Annotated in this window: 18 protein-coding genes; 16 read left to right on the top strand and 2 right to left on the bottom strand. The window is 53.8% G+C overall.

Features of this window, described 5'->3' with window-relative positions; genetic code table 11:
- Positions 1-150: 150 nt before the first annotated feature.
- Entirely contained in the window at positions 151-1920 is a 1770-nt protein-coding gene (locus B1728_RS29415; RefSeq protein WP_079913978.1) for a B12-binding domain-containing radical SAM protein, read from the bottom strand.
- Positions 1921-2024: 104 nt separating this feature from the next.
- Positions 2025-2252, bottom strand: coding sequence for a hypothetical protein (locus tag B1728_RS29410; RefSeq protein WP_079913977.1), 228 nt, complete (start codon positions 2250-2252; stop codon positions 2025-2027).
- Positions 2253-2554: 302 nt separating this feature from the next.
- Here B1728_RS29410 and rlmD point away from each other — a divergent pair, with 302 nt between their 5' ends.
- The 16 genes from rlmD (at position 2555) to B1728_RS29330 (ending at position 18068) form a co-directional block, all read left to right on the top strand.
- Positions 2555-4003 carry a 23S rRNA (uracil(1939)-C(5))-methyltransferase RlmD gene (gene rlmD / locus B1728_RS29405; RefSeq protein ID WP_079913976.1) on the top strand — a complete coding sequence of 483 codons (1449 nt, stop codon included), beginning with the start codon at positions 2555-2557 and terminating at the stop codon, positions 4001-4003.
- Between the two features lie 266 nt (positions 4004-4269).
- Positions 4270-4734, top strand: a complete 465-nt coding sequence (locus tag B1728_RS29400) for a putative iron-sulfur cluster-binding metallochaperone (RefSeq protein ID WP_079913975.1) — start codon at positions 4270-4272, stop codon at positions 4732-4734.
- Between the two features lie 244 nt (positions 4735-4978).
- The gene (locus B1728_RS29395) at positions 4979-5806 is read left to right on the top strand and encodes a ParA family protein (RefSeq protein ID WP_079913974.1); all 828 of its coding nucleotides are present in this window, start codon (positions 4979-4981) and stop codon (positions 5804-5806) included.
- Positions 5754-6698 carry a ParB/RepB/Spo0J family partition protein gene (locus tag B1728_RS29390; protein ID WP_483310999.1) on the top strand — a complete coding sequence of 315 codons (945 nt, stop codon included), beginning with the start codon at positions 5754-5756 and terminating at the stop codon, positions 6696-6698. Before B1728_RS29395 ends, B1728_RS29390 begins: the two co-directional genes overlap by 53 nt.
- Positions 6699-6786: 88 nt before the next feature.
- The gene (locus tag B1728_RS29385) at positions 6787-6999 is read left to right on the top strand and encodes a hypothetical protein (RefSeq protein ID WP_144028046.1); all 213 of its coding nucleotides are present in this window, start codon (positions 6787-6789) and stop codon (positions 6997-6999) included.
- Positions 6987-7595 carry a hypothetical protein gene (locus tag B1728_RS29380; RefSeq protein ID WP_079913972.1) on the top strand — a complete coding sequence of 203 codons (609 nt, stop codon included), beginning with the start codon at positions 6987-6989 and terminating at the stop codon, positions 7593-7595. The genes B1728_RS29385 and B1728_RS29380 overlap by 13 nt, the downstream gene beginning before the upstream one ends.
- A gap of 47 nt (positions 7596-7642) precedes the next feature.
- Entirely contained in the window at positions 7643-8764 is a 1122-nt protein-coding gene (locus B1728_RS29375; RefSeq protein WP_079913971.1) for an SAF domain-containing protein, read from the top strand.
- 11 nt (positions 8765-8775) lie between these two features.
- Complete coding sequence (locus B1728_RS29370; RefSeq protein ID WP_079913970.1) at positions 8776-9492, top strand: hypothetical protein; 717 nt, start codon at positions 8776-8778, stop codon at positions 9490-9492.
- Between the two features lie 111 nt (positions 9493-9603).
- Positions 9604-10362 carry a CpaE/TadZ family protein gene (locus B1728_RS29365; protein WP_256865562.1) on the top strand — a complete coding sequence of 253 codons (759 nt, stop codon included), beginning with the start codon at positions 9604-9606 and terminating at the stop codon, positions 10360-10362.
- The gene (locus B1728_RS29360) at positions 10359-12230 is read left to right on the top strand and encodes an ATPase, T2SS/T4P/T4SS family (RefSeq protein WP_079913968.1); all 1872 of its coding nucleotides are present in this window, start codon (positions 10359-10361) and stop codon (positions 12228-12230) included. The genes B1728_RS29365 and B1728_RS29360 overlap by 4 nt, the downstream gene beginning before the upstream one ends.
- Entirely contained in the window at positions 12220-14289 is a 2070-nt protein-coding gene (locus tag B1728_RS29355; protein ID WP_079913967.1) for a hypothetical protein, read from the top strand. The genes B1728_RS29360 and B1728_RS29355 overlap by 11 nt, the downstream gene beginning before the upstream one ends.
- Before the next feature lie 75 nt (positions 14290-14364).
- Positions 14365-14844, top strand: coding sequence for an ABC transporter permease (locus B1728_RS29350; protein ID WP_079913966.1), 480 nt, complete (start codon positions 14365-14367; stop codon positions 14842-14844).
- 83 nt (positions 14845-14927) lie between these two features.
- Complete coding sequence (locus B1728_RS29345; protein WP_079913965.1) at positions 14928-15317, top strand: hypothetical protein; 390 nt, start codon at positions 14928-14930, stop codon at positions 15315-15317.
- 10 nt (positions 15318-15327) lie between these two features.
- On the top strand, positions 15328-15876 hold the full coding sequence (locus B1728_RS29340) for a hypothetical protein (protein ID WP_079913964.1): 549 nt from the start codon (positions 15328-15330) through the stop codon (positions 15874-15876).
- On the top strand, positions 15863-16846 hold the full coding sequence (locus tag B1728_RS29335; RefSeq protein ID WP_079913963.1) for a hypothetical protein: 984 nt from the start codon (positions 15863-15865) through the stop codon (positions 16844-16846). Before B1728_RS29340 ends, B1728_RS29335 begins: the two co-directional genes overlap by 14 nt.
- A gap of 115 nt (positions 16847-16961) precedes the next feature.
- Positions 16962-18068, top strand: a complete 1107-nt coding sequence (locus B1728_RS29330; RefSeq protein WP_256865561.1) for a copper amine oxidase N-terminal domain-containing protein — start codon at positions 16962-16964, stop codon at positions 18066-18068.
- Position 18069 lies beyond the last annotated feature (1 nt).

Genomic DNA, 18069 nt, shown 5'->3' with positions numbered 1-18069 from the left:
TTGGCTAATGGTAGGCGCTTGCCAGCCCCCATTCCGGACTTTCACCGTAGAGATGACGCCCATGCTGGGCGTACATACAGAAAACAACCACCCTTGAATTTCAAGGTGGTTGTTTTGCGTTTTGCGTTTAGTATGCAGATTCTCGTCAGATTATTGGGTCATGACTGATGCCTGGGCGGCATTCATGGAGAAATATTGTGCGGGCGAAGAAGCATCCGGCGGGAAATACACGACAAGCAGCCGCTCTTCATCCGTAAGCATCTCGCCCGTTTCCAGATAGTGGTCCAACCGGAACGGAAGCACTTCGATCATGACATGCTTATGCAAGTCCTTCTCGCTAATACGCAGGGAAGCGAAGGTTTCCGAGACGGCCTCGGGATGCTCCGCCAGCAGCTTAAAGTAACCGGCCTGAGCTGCCTTATCCAGCTTGAAGTCCCACCATATTTTTCTCGGCTTGTACTTATGGTTAAGGAAGTAATCCAGCTTCATCAAGCCCTCCACTACCTCCAGGCTCTTGGTTCCCCGCTGGATCAGGAAATCGCGCAGGCGGGTGAACAAATCCTCCAGCTGGTGGCCGATTTTTTGCCAGCCCCGGGATTCCCAGAAGTCCCCGAATTGCTGAAAGAAATCGAAGGCCGAAGGGAATTCCTCTCGAATCAAATAGTTTACGGTATGGTCCATCCGGTGGGCATTCCAATACTTCTCCAGAACATCCTCCACCCGTTTAATTCGAACCAGATCCGAGAAAGGCAAAATATCGTTGCCGAGAATTTCATAAGGCGCATAATCCATAAATTTATAGCCGTATTTCTCCGCATCCGCCCTCATACCGGTTCCTCGAAGCATTTTCAGAAATCCAAGCTGCAGCTCCTCCGGTCCCAATGCAAACACGTCGTTAAACGTTTTGCGGAACGAATTGTAATCCTCCTCCGGCAGGCCGGCGATCAAATCGAGATGCTGGTCGATCTTGCCGCTTTCCTTGACCTTGGTCACCGTACGGGTCAGCTTGGTGAAATTTTGCCTCCGTTTGACGAGGCTGTTCGTGATATCATTCGTCGACTGGACGCCGATCTCAAAGCGGAAGATGCCGGGCGGCGCGTTCTCCGCCAAATAGTCCAGCACCTCGGGCCGCATGATGTCGGCGGTAATCTCAAATTGAAATACCGTACCACGATGGTTTTTTATAAGAAAATCGAAGATTTCCATCGCATAGTCCCTTTTAATGTTAAAGGTCCTGTCCACGAACTTGATCAGCTTCGCTCCCGAATCGATCAGGTAAAGCAAATCGCTTTTGGTCCGTTCCATATCAAAATACCGTACCCCGACCTCAATGGACGACAAGCAGAATTGGCAGCTGAACGGACAGCCACGGCTCGTCTCGAAATAAACGACACGGTTCGCCAAACTTGGAACATCCTCGGCAAAGCGGTGCGGTGAAGGAATGTCATCCAGCTGCAGCTTGGGACGGGGCGGGTTGATGATCACTTTATCGTTCTTGCGGTAGGCCGCACCGAACACGCTGTACATTTTCCGGTCTCCCGAAAGCTCCTGAAGCAGGTGGTGGAACGTTTCCTCCCCTTCCCCCATCACGATGTAATCAACCTCGGGAAGTCGGTTCATCCAATACTCCGTATCGTAGGATACCTCCGGTCCTCCCAGCACGATAGTAAGCTCCGGCTTGATTTTTTTCATCATGTTGATGACCGTAATCGTCTCTTCAATATTCCAGATATAACAGGAGAAGCCGAGAATATCCGGATTTTTTTGGAACAAATCGGATACGATATTCATCGCAGGGTCCTTAATCGTATATTCTACGATATCTATATCAAAATCTTTCTCGCTGAACGCCTTCAAGTAACGAAGCGCAAGCGAGGTATGAATATATTTCGCATTCAACGTAGATAGCACAACTTTCATTCGAATACCCTCATTTGCTGGCAGAATCAATTATTCCTTTATTCTACACGGAAACAGGGATGAACACAAAAAAAAGAAAATGGAACGGCTTCTCCATTTTCCTGCTATACCCAGCTGTTATTTGATTCAGTCCAGCCCGACTCCGGGGTCATCGCTTGAAGCATAAACTCGTCGCTGCCTTCCCCGTTCCATACATTGGCTTGGCTTATTAATTGAGCTTCTACCTGATCCTTCTGTGAAAGCAGCTCTTCGCGGTCACCCTCGGATAAAAGGAGATTTCGTTTTAATTGCTGGCGCTGCTCCATTCGTTTAGCCATTTGATATAAAATCATGCTCGATCTTCCCTTCTGCATTTTCCTCGGTATCGTTAGGATACCGCCCCAATATTAAGACAAGATTAGCGGAACATAAACCATTCGTTAAAAATCCTTTGACGATACGGATTCTCTCTCTATTTTTCCCAGAGAGTTGAAATATATGTAAAACGATGGCGCCTTATGCCAAAAAAAACAAGAACATTGCATATTGGCGTTTTCAGCGTCCTTAAGTTTCTCCCATCAGGCCGAACGTGTTATAGTATCTGTAACTGTATGAATACCCAAACCATCTATACGTAACGGAGTGAGGAATAAAGATGAACAAACCTAAAGGACAAGCTGCCCCCCGTCAAGGGAAAAAGCCGTACAACGGACAGCAGCCCCGATATACAAATAGCGGCGATGACGTCAAGATCGGCGATCGTATTGTCGTAACGATAAAAAGAATCGGAATTAATGGAGAAGGTGTAGGCTATTACAAGAGAAAGGCCGTCTTTATTGACGGGGCCCTGCCCGAGGAGGTTGTCAAAGCCAATGTGACCAAGGTCGAGCCGACCTATTTATCCGCAAAGCTGGTCGATATCGAGAAAAAATCCCCGGATCGCGTAAAGCCGCCCTGTCCGGTGTACGAGTCCTGCGGAGGCTGTCAGCTCCAGCATATGGCTTACCCCGCTCAGCTTCGCGCTAAGGAGGAGCTTGTACGAGAGGCCTTCAACCGGTACGCCAAGCTGGCGGATTTGCCGCTGCGGCCTATTCTCGGGATGGACGACCCTTGGGGGTACCGCAATAAAGCCCAGCTGCAGGCGGGCTGGGCTGATGAACAAATCATAACGGGGCTGTATTCCCCCGGATCGCATCGGCTCGTCGATATTTCGGGCTGCCCGATCCAGCAGCCGGCCATCAACGATGTCATTGCCAGGGTCAAAGCTATCCTTTCCCGGCTCCATATTCAGCCTTATCAGGAGCGCAGCCGCAAAGGGACCGTACGCACCGTGGCGGCAAGGGTCAGCAGGCAGACGGGGAACGTCCAGCTGACGTTCATTACCGCCTCGGACAAGCTTCCGGAGAAGGAACGCCTGATTGCTGCGATCCGTTCGGAGCTCCCGAATGTGACTACCATCGCCCACAACATTAACAAGGCCGATACGCCGCTCGTGTTCGGCGAAGAGACCCGCGTCCTGTGGGGTGAGGAGCGTTTGGACGAGGAGCTTGGCGGCCTTCGCTTCTCCTTATCGCCGCGGGCCTTCTTCCAGCTTAACCCCGAGCAGACCGTCAAGCTGTACGATGCTGCCAAGGAAGCAGCGGCTTTGACCGGCAGCGAGCTTGTCGTCGATGCTTACTGCGGTACCGGCACGATTGGTCTATGGCTCGCTCCGCTAGCCAAGGAGGTTCGCGGCATCGAGATCATCCCCGAGGCGGTGGATGACGCCCGCCGCAATGCCGAGCTGAGCGGTGCCGACAACGCGAAGTTTTACGTCGGGCGCGCGGAGAAGCTGCTGCCCGAATGGGTCAAGCGCGGCACACGTCCCGACGTCATCGTCGTCGACCCGCCGCGCACCGGCTGCGATCGCGAGCTGCTGAGCGCGATCGCGGCCGCGAAACCGGCACGACTCGTCTACGTGTCGTGCAACCCCTCCACCCTGGCCAAGGATTGCCAGGTGCTGCTGCAAAGCGGCTACCGGCTGGAGTGGATCCAGCCGGTGGACATGTTCCCTCAGACGGCACATGTGGAGTGCGTAATAGGAATGCAACGAATCGATACGTAGAAATCCTTTATTTTCAACACTTTGCGCGATTTATGACTTTCACGGCAGACGGCAGTGATTTCAAAAATAAGGTATTGAAAGATAAAATTGGGGTTTCCGTTGTTTTGGACATGGATTTGGACGTCGTGTGTGTAGACATGTTGAATTCTTTTGTTTGAGATCATTACACTGCCAATTAGGAATTAGACCAAATGACAGGCAATTAGCGAAATGGACGTCCGAGGAAGTAAGAAATATCAATTCATTTACTTTTGGAGTGATTTCTAATGGATTGTTGTGCACCGTCTAATTTAATTGAAGCTGTAAGAACGGAGTGTCCTTCCTGCGGCGAAAAGGGCAAGAATGTGCAACTCATTACGCTAAAGTCCCTGCTTCGAGCGTCGCCATTAGAAACCATTGAACCGGAGAACTCTTACCTCTTTTGCTCTAATCCTGCTTGCTCTATTGTCTACTTCAGCAGGAACCATTCGCAAACGTTTGTGGAGAACGACCTGAAGGTGCCAGTATACCAAAAAAACCAGAGTGTAGATGTTCCCGTGTGTTACTGCTTTGAATGGACGAGAGAGCGGCTTCTTCAAACCGTTAATACCAATCAAAAACCTGCTAGCCAAATTAAAGCTCATGTTCAGGCGGGGCGATGTGGGTGTGAGGTAAACAACCCCCAAGGGGCTTGTTGCTTAGGTAATGTGAACGATTTTATACGGGGTTTCAAAGAGATTAAAAAACCTTGATGATTACATTGCGGTATGAACTAACTAGCAAGAACCTATAATCATATTTGATTAACAGAGAAGCATTTAAAAAGTTAGTGACTTACCGAAAAATTCATTAAAGCGTCGATATAGATGCCTTATACTTGAATGTCCAAGAGGACGCCCTTGCGGTGTTCTCTTTTTATATAGATATTTTTCAAAAAGCCGGTTGCCCTGAAATATTCAGCGCAACCGGCTTTTTGCGTGAAAGGAGAAATGTCGGATGACCAAAGTGATTGCCCTCGCCAATCAGAAAGGCGGCGTGGGCAAGACCACAACGGCGGTCAATTTGGGAATCGGTTTGGCTGCCGATGGGAAAAAGGTTTTGCTGGTCGATGCGGACGCGCAAGGCAACCTGACAGATTCGTTAGGGTTCCATGAACCGGATAATTTGTCGGTATCTTTGGCCACATTGCTGGCGAAAACGATGCTGGAAGAATCCTATGAAGCGCGGGAAGGTATTTTGTATCACCATGAAGGCGTTGACCTGATGCCAGGCAATATTGAATTGTCCGCTGTTGAGGTATCGCTAGTCAATACGATGAGTAGAGAAACGATTTTGCGTTCGTACATCGATTCGGTTAAAGCCGATTACGATTACGTGCTGATCGATTGCATGCCGAGTTTGGGCATGTTGACCATCAATGCGTTGGCGGCAGCAGACAGCGTCATTATCCCCGTTCAAGCACACTATTTGCCCGCCAAGGGAATGACGCAGCTCTTGCAGACCATTGCCCGTGTGCGCAGGCAAATCAATCCGAAGCTGGTTTTGGACGGCGTGCTGCTCACGATGGTAGACAGTCGGACGAAATTTGCCAAAGACATTTCCTTTATTCTTCGGCGCGACTACGGCGACAAGCTGCGCATGTTCAACACCGAAATTCCCTTATCCGTTCGCGCGGCGGAAACGAGCGCCAAGGGGAAAAGCATCTACGTCCATGATCCGGATGGGAAAGCTGCGGAGGCTTATGCCGCCTTTACGAAGGAGGTGCAGAGCATTGGCAGCGAAAGACGACATGCGCGCCAGCATCAAACTGACCACAGTCGCTGATTTATTCTCGACGGAGGAGAGCCGCGCCGACCAGCAGCGGGAAAAGGTGATGGAAATACCATTATCGGAAATCAGCGATTTTCCCGGCCACCCGTTCAAGGTGAAGGCGGATGAAGCGATGCTTGAAATGGCGGACAGCGTGAAGCAATACGGCGTTCTCGTTCCCGGCCTGGTACGTCCGAAGACGGACGGCGGCTACGAAATGGTAGCCGGGCATCGGCGTAAAAAAGCGAGCGAATTGGCAGGCAGAGAAACGATGCCCTGCATTGTCCGCGAACTGGACGATGATCAGGCAACGATCATTATGGTGGACAGCAACCTGCAACGGGAAAATATTGCGCCAAGCGAGAAAGCATTCGCCTATAAGATGAAGTTGGAGGCGATGAAAAGACAAGGACAGAGAACAGACCTAACTTCCGCCCAACTTGGGCGGAAGTTAGAGGGAAAAGAATCCAGGGAAATACTCGCTGAACAAGTTGGCGAGAGCAAGAATCAAATTTCACGCTATATCCGCCTTACCGAACTGACCCCCTCCATTCTCGAAATGGTGGACGATAAACGAATCGCCTTCAATCCGGCCGTAGAGCTTTCTTACTTGGCCGAAGAAGAACAGAAAGCCCTGTACGAAACGATGCAGTCCGAAGACTGCACGCCTTCGCTGGCGCAGGCGCAGCGCATGAAAAAACTGAGCCAGGACGGGCGGCTTAACGTGGATGTCATCTTCTCGATTCTCACGGAGGAGAAGCCGAACCAGAAAGAAAAGATGACCATTCGGCGCGAACGGATCGACCGTTTCTTCCCGAGGGACTTTACCGAAAAGCAAAAGGAAGACCTGATCGTACAACTGTTGGAAAGTTGGTATAAAAAACGGCAACGGGAGCAGGAACGTTAACCTGTTTCTGAAACATAACGATCCTGTCCGGCAGGCACTCTCCCCTAGGCGGAGAGCTTTTTTATGCCCATTTTTGGGGAGGCGATTCATGATGTATTTCACGAAAGGGAGGCGTCGTCAATATGAGCGCCTGATGCAAGAAAAGCCGGGTTTCAACCGCTTTGAAGTTTTGGAGGATGAGACCGAGCAGCCGCGCACGCGAAACGAGAAATCTCGTGAAGTCGGCCAATCAAAGCGAAGCCGGGGAACGAAGAATGACCGCAATTTTCCAGGAAATGAGGACGGACAATGGAAGAAATAAAGCGAATGGTGGACAACTATGAAGTCGTTCAGGCCATCTCCATCGGGAAGGTGGAAGTGCTGCTTGGCATAGACGAAACCAATGCCGAACGTCCGTACATGGTTTGTACCTGCACCCGAAACAATTCGTTGGGTGTCGAGCAATTTTACGCGTTTGCAGCCGGCGCGGATTATCTTGAGGCCGTGCATGACTTTGTTTCCCGCGTGCAATGGGAGCTGGAGGATCTCAAAGAAGAAAGGGCCAGTGTCAAGGTGCCCCTATCTCCCCTTACCCAAGTCCAATGCCAGCCGATTCGCGAAGACGTGTGCATTGACCACCAGGTTGTTGTCATCCGGCCGGAACGGTTGCGACCTGAATACCGCACCGCTGTTAACCAGCTTGTGCTGGCGCTAAGCGGTTTTGGCACCTCTGCCAATTCCCGAGGTCGCGCCGTCTACGTGTTAAATCTATATACCGGTGAAGAGGCTCGCTGGAATCGAGAGGATTTTATGGGTCTGATAAAACCGGAGCATATGCCTGCATGGGCGCAAGAAAAATTGGAGCAGCATCAGATTGGAACTCAGCAAAAACCGAAGCGCCGTGACGAAGCCCGGTAAAGTCAATCGACAGCACTTCAATTTTGGTTTGAAAGGAGACGTGAGCGATGTCGTGGACGTATCGGCACCGCAAGGCGCTTATCATCGCGGCGATTGCCGTAAGCGTTTGTTTACTGGCTGCTGCGGCCATTTATTCTCTGATCAAGCAATCAGAGCAAGAGCAGAAACAACAGCAAATGAAGGAACATTATGAAAGGCAAATCGAAGAATTGAAAACGATAGAGGAACAATCGCGCAGAAGCGTTTGGACTGTGGCGCACACTGTTCCGGCCGGCGGCATCGTGAAGGCGGAAGACCTCAAGTCTGTTCCGCTGCCTGCGAATCTGGTGCCGCAAGGAATGATTACTGATCAGAACGCGGTCATTGGCAAAAGCGCCAAAATCGAATTAGAGCCAGGCACGCCGTTGATGCCTTCCATGCTGTACGAGGGCGCGCCAATCCCGAAGGATTTGCGGGTGCAGGAGTTTCAAGTCATTCAGCTTCCCTCCAATCTGCAAAAGGGACAGTACATCGACGTGCGAATCAACTTCCCGACTGGCGAGGATTTTGTCTTGCTGGCGAAGAAGAAGGCGCGGGAGTTGTCCGGCAATGTCATCTGGCTGGAAATGAACGAGCTGGATCTATTACGGACTTCAAGCGCGATCATCGATGCCTACTTGCAAGGCGCGCGGCTGTATGCCCTGCCCTACATCGAGCCGGGCTTGCAGGAATCGGCAGTAGTCAATTATCCCGCCAATCCGAAGGTGCTCGACTTGATGGATCATGATCCGAACCTGCTAGAAAAAGCGACAACCGAGCTTGCCCGCCAACTGCGAACGACACTGGATGACAATCTGAAGGCGATGAGAGAGTCGGACAAACTGCGCGTAACGAGCGGAAGCGTAACGGTTCAGCAGCAATTGCAAAACGAACGGATTGTCACGCAGCAAGGCAATGCCATGCATGAGGCGACCCCATCGCCGCCACCGGCAGGCGCAACGGCTACGGTCGATCACGAACCACCAGCTGCGCAGCCGCTGCCTACCTCTTCCGTTCCGACAACGATGAGTGAGAATCGACCGGAAACGCCAGAGGAGCCTACATCAACTGTTTCAACAGATCCGGCGCCAGCTTCGTCGCCTGGAGAGCCTGCAAAAGTGGATAAATTGGAGCAAATTTTTAATCAGTGAAGGAGGCCGTCATGAAAAAGGTCGTATTTTTCGGCGCGCCGGACAAAAGCCACCTGCTCCTTGTGCTTGGCAAGCTGCTCACGGCGATGGAGAGAAAGGTGCTGATCGTGGATTCCACCCTTGCCCAGTCCATGCAAGGCTATTTGCCGCGAGTGGATTTTGGCTGTTCGTTGCGGGAGTTTGAAGGCATCGATGTGGCGACCGGGCACATCACGCCAGCTCAATTGGAACGTTCTATGTTTCAAGCCGGTGGCGAAACGGCATACGATGTCATGCTGCTCGACACCGATCACACCGAATTTGTGAAAGGACGAGAGTTGCCGGGCTACGACAAGCGGGTTTGGTGCAGCAATTGGAGACGGCTCGGCATGCATAAAAACGCGGAGCTAATGCAGCGGCTGTGCCTTCACGAAGCGGAAGGTCAGCCGCTGTCGTTTTACAAAATGATCGCTCCCACTCTGCCGATCGCCATACCCGAGTCGTATATCGATTCGCTGCTGCCGCAGCAGGCTGTACGCTGGGAGGAAGCGATATTCCGCTTTCCGCTGGACGAACGGGATATGTCGGTCGAACTGGACAACCAGCATCACGGCCGCATCGACATCAGGCGGCTGTCCGGGACGTATCGCCGGACTGTGCTGGACATGCTGCAGCAGTTGTTTGATTGCGATGCCAAAACCGCCCGGAGGGCATGGGCGCGCTCCCGAAAGCGTTCGCGTGTCCGGTAATTTTATGCGAAAGGAGATGAAACAATGGGTTTTACCGTGGTGTTTTGGAGCCCGGTTTCGGGACAGGCCGGTACGACGAGCAACCTGATCGCCGCCGCGGCGCTGCTCGGATTGGAATACTCCTCGCGCCTTTTGCTACTTGGGCATTTGCAAAGCGAATACGCGGCCATCGAACGCAGCTTTTACCCGAGACGGTCCTGGATGAGCAAAGCGGACGCCCCGCCTGACGCGGGCATCGACGCGCTGCTCAGGCTTTTGCAAAACCGCAAGCTGGAACCGAACAGGTTGCGGGATTACACGCTGCCGCTGCTCGCCGACCGGCTCGACATCCTTCCGGGATCGAACAAGCCGGATGCATCGTTTGTTTCCGCCGCACAGGAATGGCTTGCGCCCCTTTTGGAACTGACAAGGCGCGCTTACGATCTGGTATTGCTGGACGGCGGAAGCGGCAATGTGTCGGCGTGGACTGCGGCGCTGCTGCGTCAGGCGGATTTGCTGATCGTCTGTCTGCCGCAAAACGCGCTCAAGCTGGAGCAGGTTTTTCCGCTGGTGGAGGCGCAGCTTCAGTCCAACCGGAAGCATTTGCTTGTATTCGGACAATACGATCCTCGCTCCGCTTTGACCGTTAAGAATATCAAGCGCCAGTTCCATCGGCGGGAGCCTGCGTACCCGATTGTCCATAATACGGGCTGGCTGGATGCGACCCAACAAGGAGAAGCCGTCCGTTTTCTATTTCGCAACCGACAGGTGCCGCGCGGTCATGAAAACTCACTGTTTATGCAGCAAGTGCGGACATTGGCGCAGGCGCTCATCAACAACGCCGGACTGAACAAGCCTCTTTTCGGCGGGAAGGAGGACGATGACCGATGATGTTCGCGCTGAACGGCTTGCTTCTGGCGGGCATCCTCATCGCGATTGGCGTCTTGCTCTATTTGCGCATGAGCCGCCGCTTGCCGGAGCAGCCGGACGAAAAACCGGCCTACACGCTGGAAGCGATGACCACGTTTGTGAAAGAGGCGCTGCACGAGATGACGAGCAGCAGCCTGATCGACTTCGGCATGTCGGAAGAAGAATACCGCCGTCGCAAAAACAAGCGCGCAGAACTCAAGAAAGCGCTGCGGGGCTGCACGTCCGGAGATTTGCGGGACAAGGCGTATGTGAAGCAGGTCATCGCCGATTTGCTCGAACAGCGCTACAATCTGGACGACAATAACCTGAATCGGCTTCTGCCGTTTGATGACCCGCAGGCGCTCTCACCGCAAGATCAGTTTGACATCCTGCTCTATCTGTTTAAGAAACAACATCGGTTGAGAGCACTGGACGAACTGATTCAAAAATACGAATTGGATCGCCCCAAACGGAGTATGGAAGACGAAGAAACCGAGTCATATCGGATTACCGCCGACGAAATCCGCGACATTTACAAGCAGGAAGCGCGTAAGCTGTCTGCCGGGGACAAAACGCAGATCGTTGTGCAGCGGATCTACCAGCAGTACAAAGGGTTTAGCGTCATCGACGAAATCCGCGACATGAAAATCGACGGCGTATCGGGGGGCGTCTCCGGCATCCCGCCCTCGATGTGGGAAGGCGAATGGAGCCTGGAGGAGGAAGCGCAGCTTTCCGAGGTGCCGAGGTCGCATGACAGCGTATGGCTGTTTTATAAAGGGAAATCTATTCATTTGAGCTTTCTGTCTTTCGGTTCGGAGCAAGAGCTAAGGCGCGTGTGCCAGAACGTGTACAAACATAATTTCCCCGGTCAGTTGTCCGAGGCGAACGGTTATAAGGTGAACGAAATGGCCGATGGCTCCCGCGTCGTCGTGCTGCGCCCCCGGTTCAGCGAATCGTGGGCTTTTTTTGTGCGCAAATTCGATGTGCAAAACGCCACGCTCGAACAATTGATCCAGGATGACAACGCTGAGCTTCCCATTGGGCTGATCCGATACCTCGTTATGGGAGAACGCATCACGGCCATCACCGGCGCACAAGGCAGCGGCAAAACGACGCTCTTGATGGCGATGGTGCGCTACATTCCGGCCATCTTGCCGATCCGGGTGCAGGAAATGAGCTTTGAGCTGCAGCTTCGGAAAATATACCGGGAACGCAACATTTTAAGCTTGCGGGAAACGGAAACGATCTCCGGGCAGGACGGTCTGGACATCCAGAAAAAAACGGACGGCTCGGTCAATATTTTGGGAGAAGTGGCGACCGACCCGGTTGCCGCCTGGATGGTGCAGATGGCGCAGGTCGCTTCGCTGTTCACCTTGTTTACGCATCACGCCAAAACGTTCCGCGATCTCGTCTATTCGCTGCGCAATTCGCTGCTGAAGACAAGGGTGTTTACGAACGAAAAAGTGGCCGAGCAGCAGGTCGTCAGCGTCATCAACTTCGACATTCACCTCAGGCGGGACGCGGACGGACATCGCTACATCGAACGGATTACCGAATGTGTGCCGGTGGAGCAGGAGACGGCCTACCCGGAGACGTTCCGCCACAAAACGACGACCGAGGAAAAAATGACGGCGTTCATGGAGACGATGCTGGAATACTTCCGCCGCTCGACGGACCGCCCGCTTTACGTCGCGCGGAACGTCATCGAGTACCGCGACGGACGCTATGTCGCCGTTCATCCGTTGTCCGAGCGAAGCCGCAAGGAAATCGCTGCATGCCTCGCCGGGCCGGACCAGGCGGCGTTCGAGGCGTTTTTGGCGGTTCACTGGGGGGATAGCGATGAGGCTTGAATGGCTGTCCCTTTTGCTGGGCGCCGCGACGGTATTGTTCCTTGTGATGGTGGCGGCGTTTCAATGGGTATCCCGCCACGGTTCGGACGCGGAGGCCGTTCGGCGGTATGAAGCGTTGCGCAAACCGGGCAAAGCCCGCAATAAGCAAGCGCTGAATAGCGTGTTGCAGCAGTTGTATCGCCTATGCGAACGCGTACCGATTCTACGCGCTTATTTGCACCAACTTCGCAAACGAATGACCATTCTCCAGCTTGGCGACGAATGGAAGCTGCGGCTGGAGACGATGAAGACGGCGCTCCTCATATGGGGCGTGCTGCTCGCGGCGGCTGTTCCGCTGGCGCTCGGCGTGCGCGACCCGGCCGCGCTCGGCATGATTGGCATCGGCTTTTGGGTTGGCCACGGGATCTTTTCGGACAACCTGGTCCATCGGCTGGAGACGCGACTGCTTCGGCAACTCCGGCATTTTTTCTCGGATGTGCGTCATCATTATCATCGTCATGGCATGGTGGAAGAAGCCATTTATGAAGCGGCGGACGGCGCGCCGTATGAGATGGCGCTGCACGGACACGAAATATACGAAGTGCTCACGGCAAGCGACGCCGAGCAGCGGCTGGCGCAGTATATCGAGAGCGCGCCGAACCGCTATTTGCAGGGCTTGGCCGGGCTGTCGCATCTGGTGAAGGAATACGGCGACAAACGAACCGCAGCCGGTTCCGTGTACTTGAAGGCGCTCGGGAAGCTCGCGACAGAACTGAATCTGGAACTGCTGCGCCGCGAGCGCCTCAGTTTCCTGTTGCAAGGACTGACCGCCATCGCGCTGTTGCCGCTCTTGTTTACCCGGCCGATCGAAGCTTGGGCCAGCCATTACTTTCCGGCCATGGACGCCTTTTATGCGAGCACGACCGGCTGGATCGTGAAAATCGGCCTGATTGCGGTCGTATGGCTGTCCTACGTCCTGCTGCGGAACATTCAGGAGCTGGACGCGAGTCCAAAACCAACCGGCCGAAAAAGATGGGAGAAACGGGTTTGCGAATGGCCGTGGATGCGCTGGGTTGTGCATCGTTTCGGTCCCGCCCCCGGTTCCCGGGAAGCTGACCGCATGGTCAAGCTGCTTAAAGACACCGCGTCGCCGCTTCGGCTGGAATGGCTCTATGTGCAGCGCATCGTGGCGGGGGGCATGGCTTTTCTGGCAGTGCTCGGGATGTTTATTACGCTTCATGCCGCAAGCCGGCATCAAATCCTGTATGTGCCGGTAAAGCCGGGCATCCTGTTCGGCCAACTTTCGCCGGAGGAGGAAGCCAAGGCGCGCGAGGCGGCGGCGCTCGATCGCCGCATCATCGATCGCGTAAAGGAGGTGAAGCACCGCACCGAAGAAACGGTGATGGCCCTGCTCCGCAGCGAAACGCCGACGGCGAATCAGGACGATCAGCTTCGCGCCGCGGCTCGGCGCATTATGGTCAAGCTCACGAAGCTGGACAATCAGTATGTGAAGTGGTGGGAAGCGCTCCTCGCCGCTCTCGCGGGATGGGGCGGCTACGCCATGCCGGTCGGCGTTCGGTTGTTCCAGCGGCGCATGCGGCAGATGGAGATGAAGCATGAAGTGGATCAACTGCATGCCGTCATCGCCATGCTGGCGGATATGGACCGGATGTCGGTCGAGCATCTGCTCATCTGGATGGAACAGTTTGCCCGCGTGTTCAAGGAACCGCTGCAAACCTGCTTGCTTCACTTCGAACAGGGCGCGGATCAGGCGCTGGCGCAGCTGAAAGAGGATGCGCCGTTTGTGCCGTTCGTCCGCACGGTCGAAAAGCTGGAACTGGCGGCGCAAAGTTTGCCGATTCGGGAAGCGTTCGACGACCTGGAGTCGGAACAGGCTTATGCGCAGGAGCAGCGCAAACAGGAGTACGAGCAATTGATCGAGCAAAAGGCGGGCTGGGGAAAATGGATCGGGTTTGCGCCGATGATGGCCCTCATTTTCGGCTATCTGGTCATTCCGCTCGTCATCGTCAGCTTGCACCAGATGTCCGTTTACTACGAACAGATTCAACGCATTCAGTAAACGGACATGTTGCGGCGCTTTCCAATCGGGAAGTGTCTTTTTATTTCGAATTTTATTTGAAGGAGAGATCGGTTCATGTCCAACGCGCAAAAAGCACTCGTGATGGCGGCAGGCATTTTTCTTGCCATCGCGCTCATTACCCTCGCCGTCGTATTGTTTATTTCCGCGCAAGACTCCACCAAGGCGGCGCAAAGCAATTTCAGCAATATCCAGACGGAGCTGTCGCAAACGGCGTTTACGGTGTACGACAACACGACGTTGTCGGGCAGTCAGGTGGTCAACGCGCTGCGCAAGTTCAGCGATCAAGACCAGTTCGGCATCCAGATTGTCACCGGGAAAAATCCGGCGGGGCAGTGGTATGGCAAGGTGATCAACACTGGTGTTCCGATCGACAGCGTGACCTACGGCTCAGTGGTTGGTGATGCGCCGGGGCAACTGAGCCATGCGCTCGATGAAGCGAATATCAACTACGTCAATCCGAGCGGGAAATTTCGGGCGCAACTCGTGCACGATAGCAGCAACGTCATCCGCGGCATTGTGTTTCGGCAACAGTAAGCGTCCGTGCTGACATCACAACGCTGATGGGGCGTCCTTTCGGGTATAGACGGACGCCTCGGCGTTTTTCAAGGAGGAAGCCGATGGAATATGCCCCCAGAACGATGCTGGAAATGTGTGTGGCCTGTCTTCTTTTTCTGATGGCCGTAACGAGCGGACTGCTGCTTTTTCAAACCGGGGCTGCGCTGAACGCCACCGCCTATGTGTCGGGAAAGTCGCTGGATCGCAACGTGCAGATGGCGTTTTCGCCGATTGCCGGCGACGGCACCGTATCCGGCGCAGAGGTAGCGCAGTCTGTTGCCCGGCTGGAGACGGGAGACGCGGAAATTGTGGTGGACGGCGTTCGATACGCGCCGCCGCTCGATCGGGACCCGTTCGTCCCCGCCGGCGTTCGCCTGAATGCCCGGTATACGGCAGTCGCCCAGCGAGATGCGTCCGGACAACTGGTGCGTCTCATTTTCGCTTTACGTTAAGGAGAATGCCATGAACAGTATCTCGAAAGTTTTCGCGGCGCTCATTGCCGTTCTTTTGCTCTACCTCTACCCCATTTCCGCAGCCTTCGACCAGCAGGACGATATTTCGGAACTGGTCGTCCTGCGGGCGACGACAACGTTTGTGGATGCGGTGCGGGACAAAGGCTTTGTGTCGCCGACCATGTACAACGACTTTATGGAGGCGATTGCCGCAACGGGCAACACCTTCGATGTGCAAATGGAACACGGCAGCAAAAAGTACGTGCCGGTTTACGACGACCCGACAAGGCCGGACACGTTTCGGGGCAGCTACGAAGTACACTACGACAAGTTTTACAACGCACAGATTTTGCCTGTTCTGTTCCCAAACAGCGCGGCCGCAAAAGACGATCCGGCGAGACGCTACAAGCTGCGGGTCGGCGACACGTTTGCGGTCACGGTCAAAAATACGAACCGGACTCCCGGCACGATCCTGTTCGATTTTCTGAACCAGGCCATCAGTCCAAATGAAAAAATCTTCATTCCTTACGGCGGGGTGGTGCGCAATGAGGCTGATTGAATGGGCCATTGTCGGGGCGCTCATTTTCCTGCCGTTTGCGACCGTGAACCGGATCGAAGTCGAAACGCAGCGGAAGGCGCTATTGACTGAACTGCGCTATAACGCCGCGCTGGACGCAGCGGTGGATGACGCGGCGCGGATGTTGACCGTCAATACCGACCAGCGGCGGGAGACGCAATACGAATCGGCCAAGCGGGTGGCGCTGAACAAGGACGAGGCGATAGCCGCTTTTTTTCGGACGCTGTACGCAAGCTTCGGCATTGCCGACGATCCCGTTTCGCAAGGCGTACTGGGTCGGTATATCCCGGCTATTGTCGTGATTGGTTACGACGGCTTCTACGTCTATGCCGAGGAGGAGTGGACGGGAGCCGATGGGCACACGGAACAGAAACCGGTTTGGGGAGCGAAAAAGCCGTATGCTTACGCCGATTCATCGGGCAACAGCCTTTCGTTCACGCTGGACGATTTCGTCCTCGCTTACGATGCGGGCAGCCGGAGCTGGCACGAAGGCTTGCGGGCCGACGTCGGGCAGCAGACGAATATTGCGCTATTAAAGGATGCGGAGCGATTTGAGCAGGTGCGCCGGAGCACCATCGTCCGCGCAATTGAAGACGAACTCGCCTACCGGATCAATAAACACAACGAATCGGTTTCCCGATACGGCTTTTCTTACACCTTCATGCTGCCGACCATTTCGCAGGAGGAATGGCACAATACCGTGAATGATGTCGGGGTGCTTGCCTTTATCCAAGGCATTCCGATGGGAGGCAAGTTTTACAACCATTATGCGCTCGGCGGAAGCCGCGTGCTCAAGAAGCCGGAGATTGTCGGGGCTAGGAAAGGAAGCATGAAGGTGTATTATCGCAGCACATGCGGCTTTGCTTATCCGGTGGAAGAGACGTTTTCCAGCGAACAAGCGGCCGCGCAAAAAGGCTATATGCCGCTGGACTGTCCTGTCTCGCCATCTTAACGAGACGGCGGTGATTTCGGAAAGTGGACACGCCGTCAGATCGGCTCTATGATGAACCTAACAGTCGAAATCTTCCAAACTTGTCATGACCCCTATGAAGAGAGGAGCAAATGGCGTGAGAAAATGGATAATTACAGGACTTGTCGCCGCGATGCTTTGCAGCTTGTTCACCGTAACGGCAAGCGCGGCGAGCCGACTTCCGTCCTTTGTCGGCGTCGTCATGGACGGACAAAAAATCTGGTTTCCCGATGCACAAGCATTTGTCGATGAAAACAATCGGACGCTCGTGCCAGTTCGATTCATCGCGGAACAGATGGGCGCAAACGTAGGCTGGGAGCCCAAAACGATGACCGTACCGATTGAGCGGGACGACCTGCATATTGTGCTTACGATCGGCGATAGCAGGGCGCTCGTCAACGGCAAAGAGGTGGCCTTCGATTCGAAGGCGATCACCAGCGGCGGCCGGACGTTTGTCCCGCTGCGTTTTGTCAGCGAAGCGCTGGGGGCGGAAGTGAATTGGGATAGCCCGACATCGACCGTATTTATTTCTACACAAGAAGACGCCAATGCAAAGTACGATGAATGGGGCCGTCTGATTCGCACAACCAACCTACCCAAGAATGCGCAAGATTATCCTTATATACTTGCCGATGTGCCGAATGAAGCGTATGAAATGGCCTACCCCTACTCGCATCCTACGGACAGCAAAGTTTCATCGGCATTGTATTCAACCATACCGGAATTCAATAAGAAAAACGTGAATATATGGATGAACCGTCTGAAAACGTTCGGCGCGTTGTGGCTGAATGTGGACTACAAAACGATTGACGATTCTTGGGCGCAGGCGGTATTTGCCACGAAGGTGCAAAGCTCCAATGCGGAATTGAAATACATCCGGCGGTATGTGGATTGGGTTAAAGAAAACAAGATTCAGATCGAAGGATACCTTGATCCCGAGCCTTCCATGATCTATCGGAACGGATTCGGCGATAATTATATCCGATCCAAATTCAGGATTAAATTTGTTTCGTTTAAGGAAAGTAAAGACTTGCTCTATGATGAAAGGTTCCCTAACCAACAATCTTTTGAAAAAGGAATTTGGTATGAAGGCTACACCGATATCTCGATGTCCACGAATGTGGGAGGCGATTGGGGGCCAACGTTGAAAGTAAGTCCGAGCGCTAGTTTATTCTACAACCATACGATGAAAAGGATGGAGTAGA

Source organism: Paenibacillus sp. 32352, from assembly GCF_002042965.1.
Lineage (GTDB): Bacteria > Bacillota > Bacilli > Paenibacillales > NBRC-103111 > Paenibacillus_S > Paenibacillus_S vulneris.
This window is presented reverse-complemented; position numbering and strand designations above follow the sequence as displayed.

Coding starts and splice junctions, on each gene's coding strand:
- B1728_RS29415 (WP_079913978.1), bottom strand. CDS start 1,920: ATGAAAGTTGTGCTATCTACGTTGAATGCGAAATATATTCATACCTCG.
- B1728_RS29410 (WP_079913977.1), bottom strand. CDS start 2,252: ATGATTTTATATCAAATGGCTAAACGAATGGAGCAGCGCCAGCAATTA.
- rlmD (WP_079913976.1), top strand. CDS start 2,555: ATGAACAAACCTAAAGGACAAGCTGCCCCCCGTCAAGGGAAAAAGCCG.
- B1728_RS29400 (WP_079913975.1), top strand. CDS start 4,270: ATGGATTGTTGTGCACCGTCTAATTTAATTGAAGCTGTAAGAACGGAG.
- B1728_RS29395 (WP_079913974.1), top strand. CDS start 4,979: ATGACCAAAGTGATTGCCCTCGCCAATCAGAAAGGCGGCGTGGGCAAG.
- B1728_RS29385 (WP_144028046.1), top strand. CDS start 6,787: ATGATGTATTTCACGAAAGGGAGGCGTCGTCAATATGAGCGCCTGATG.
- B1728_RS29380 (WP_079913972.1), top strand. CDS start 6,987: ATGGAAGAAATAAAGCGAATGGTGGACAACTATGAAGTCGTTCAGGCC.
- B1728_RS29375 (WP_079913971.1), top strand. CDS start 7,643: ATGTCGTGGACGTATCGGCACCGCAAGGCGCTTATCATCGCGGCGATT.
- B1728_RS29370 (WP_079913970.1), top strand. CDS start 8,776: ATGAAAAAGGTCGTATTTTTCGGCGCGCCGGACAAAAGCCACCTGCTC.
- B1728_RS29360 (WP_079913968.1), top strand. CDS start 10,359: ATGATGTTCGCGCTGAACGGCTTGCTTCTGGCGGGCATCCTCATCGCG.
- B1728_RS29355 (WP_079913967.1), top strand. CDS start 12,220: ATGAGGCTTGAATGGCTGTCCCTTTTGCTGGGCGCCGCGACGGTATTG.
- B1728_RS29350 (WP_079913966.1), top strand. CDS start 14,365: ATGTCCAACGCGCAAAAAGCACTCGTGATGGCGGCAGGCATTTTTCTT.
- B1728_RS29345 (WP_079913965.1), top strand. CDS start 14,928: ATGGAATATGCCCCCAGAACGATGCTGGAAATGTGTGTGGCCTGTCTT.
- B1728_RS29340 (WP_079913964.1), top strand. CDS start 15,328: ATGAACAGTATCTCGAAAGTTTTCGCGGCGCTCATTGCCGTTCTTTTG.
- B1728_RS29335 (WP_079913963.1), top strand. CDS start 15,863: ATGAGGCTGATTGAATGGGCCATTGTCGGGGCGCTCATTTTCCTGCCG.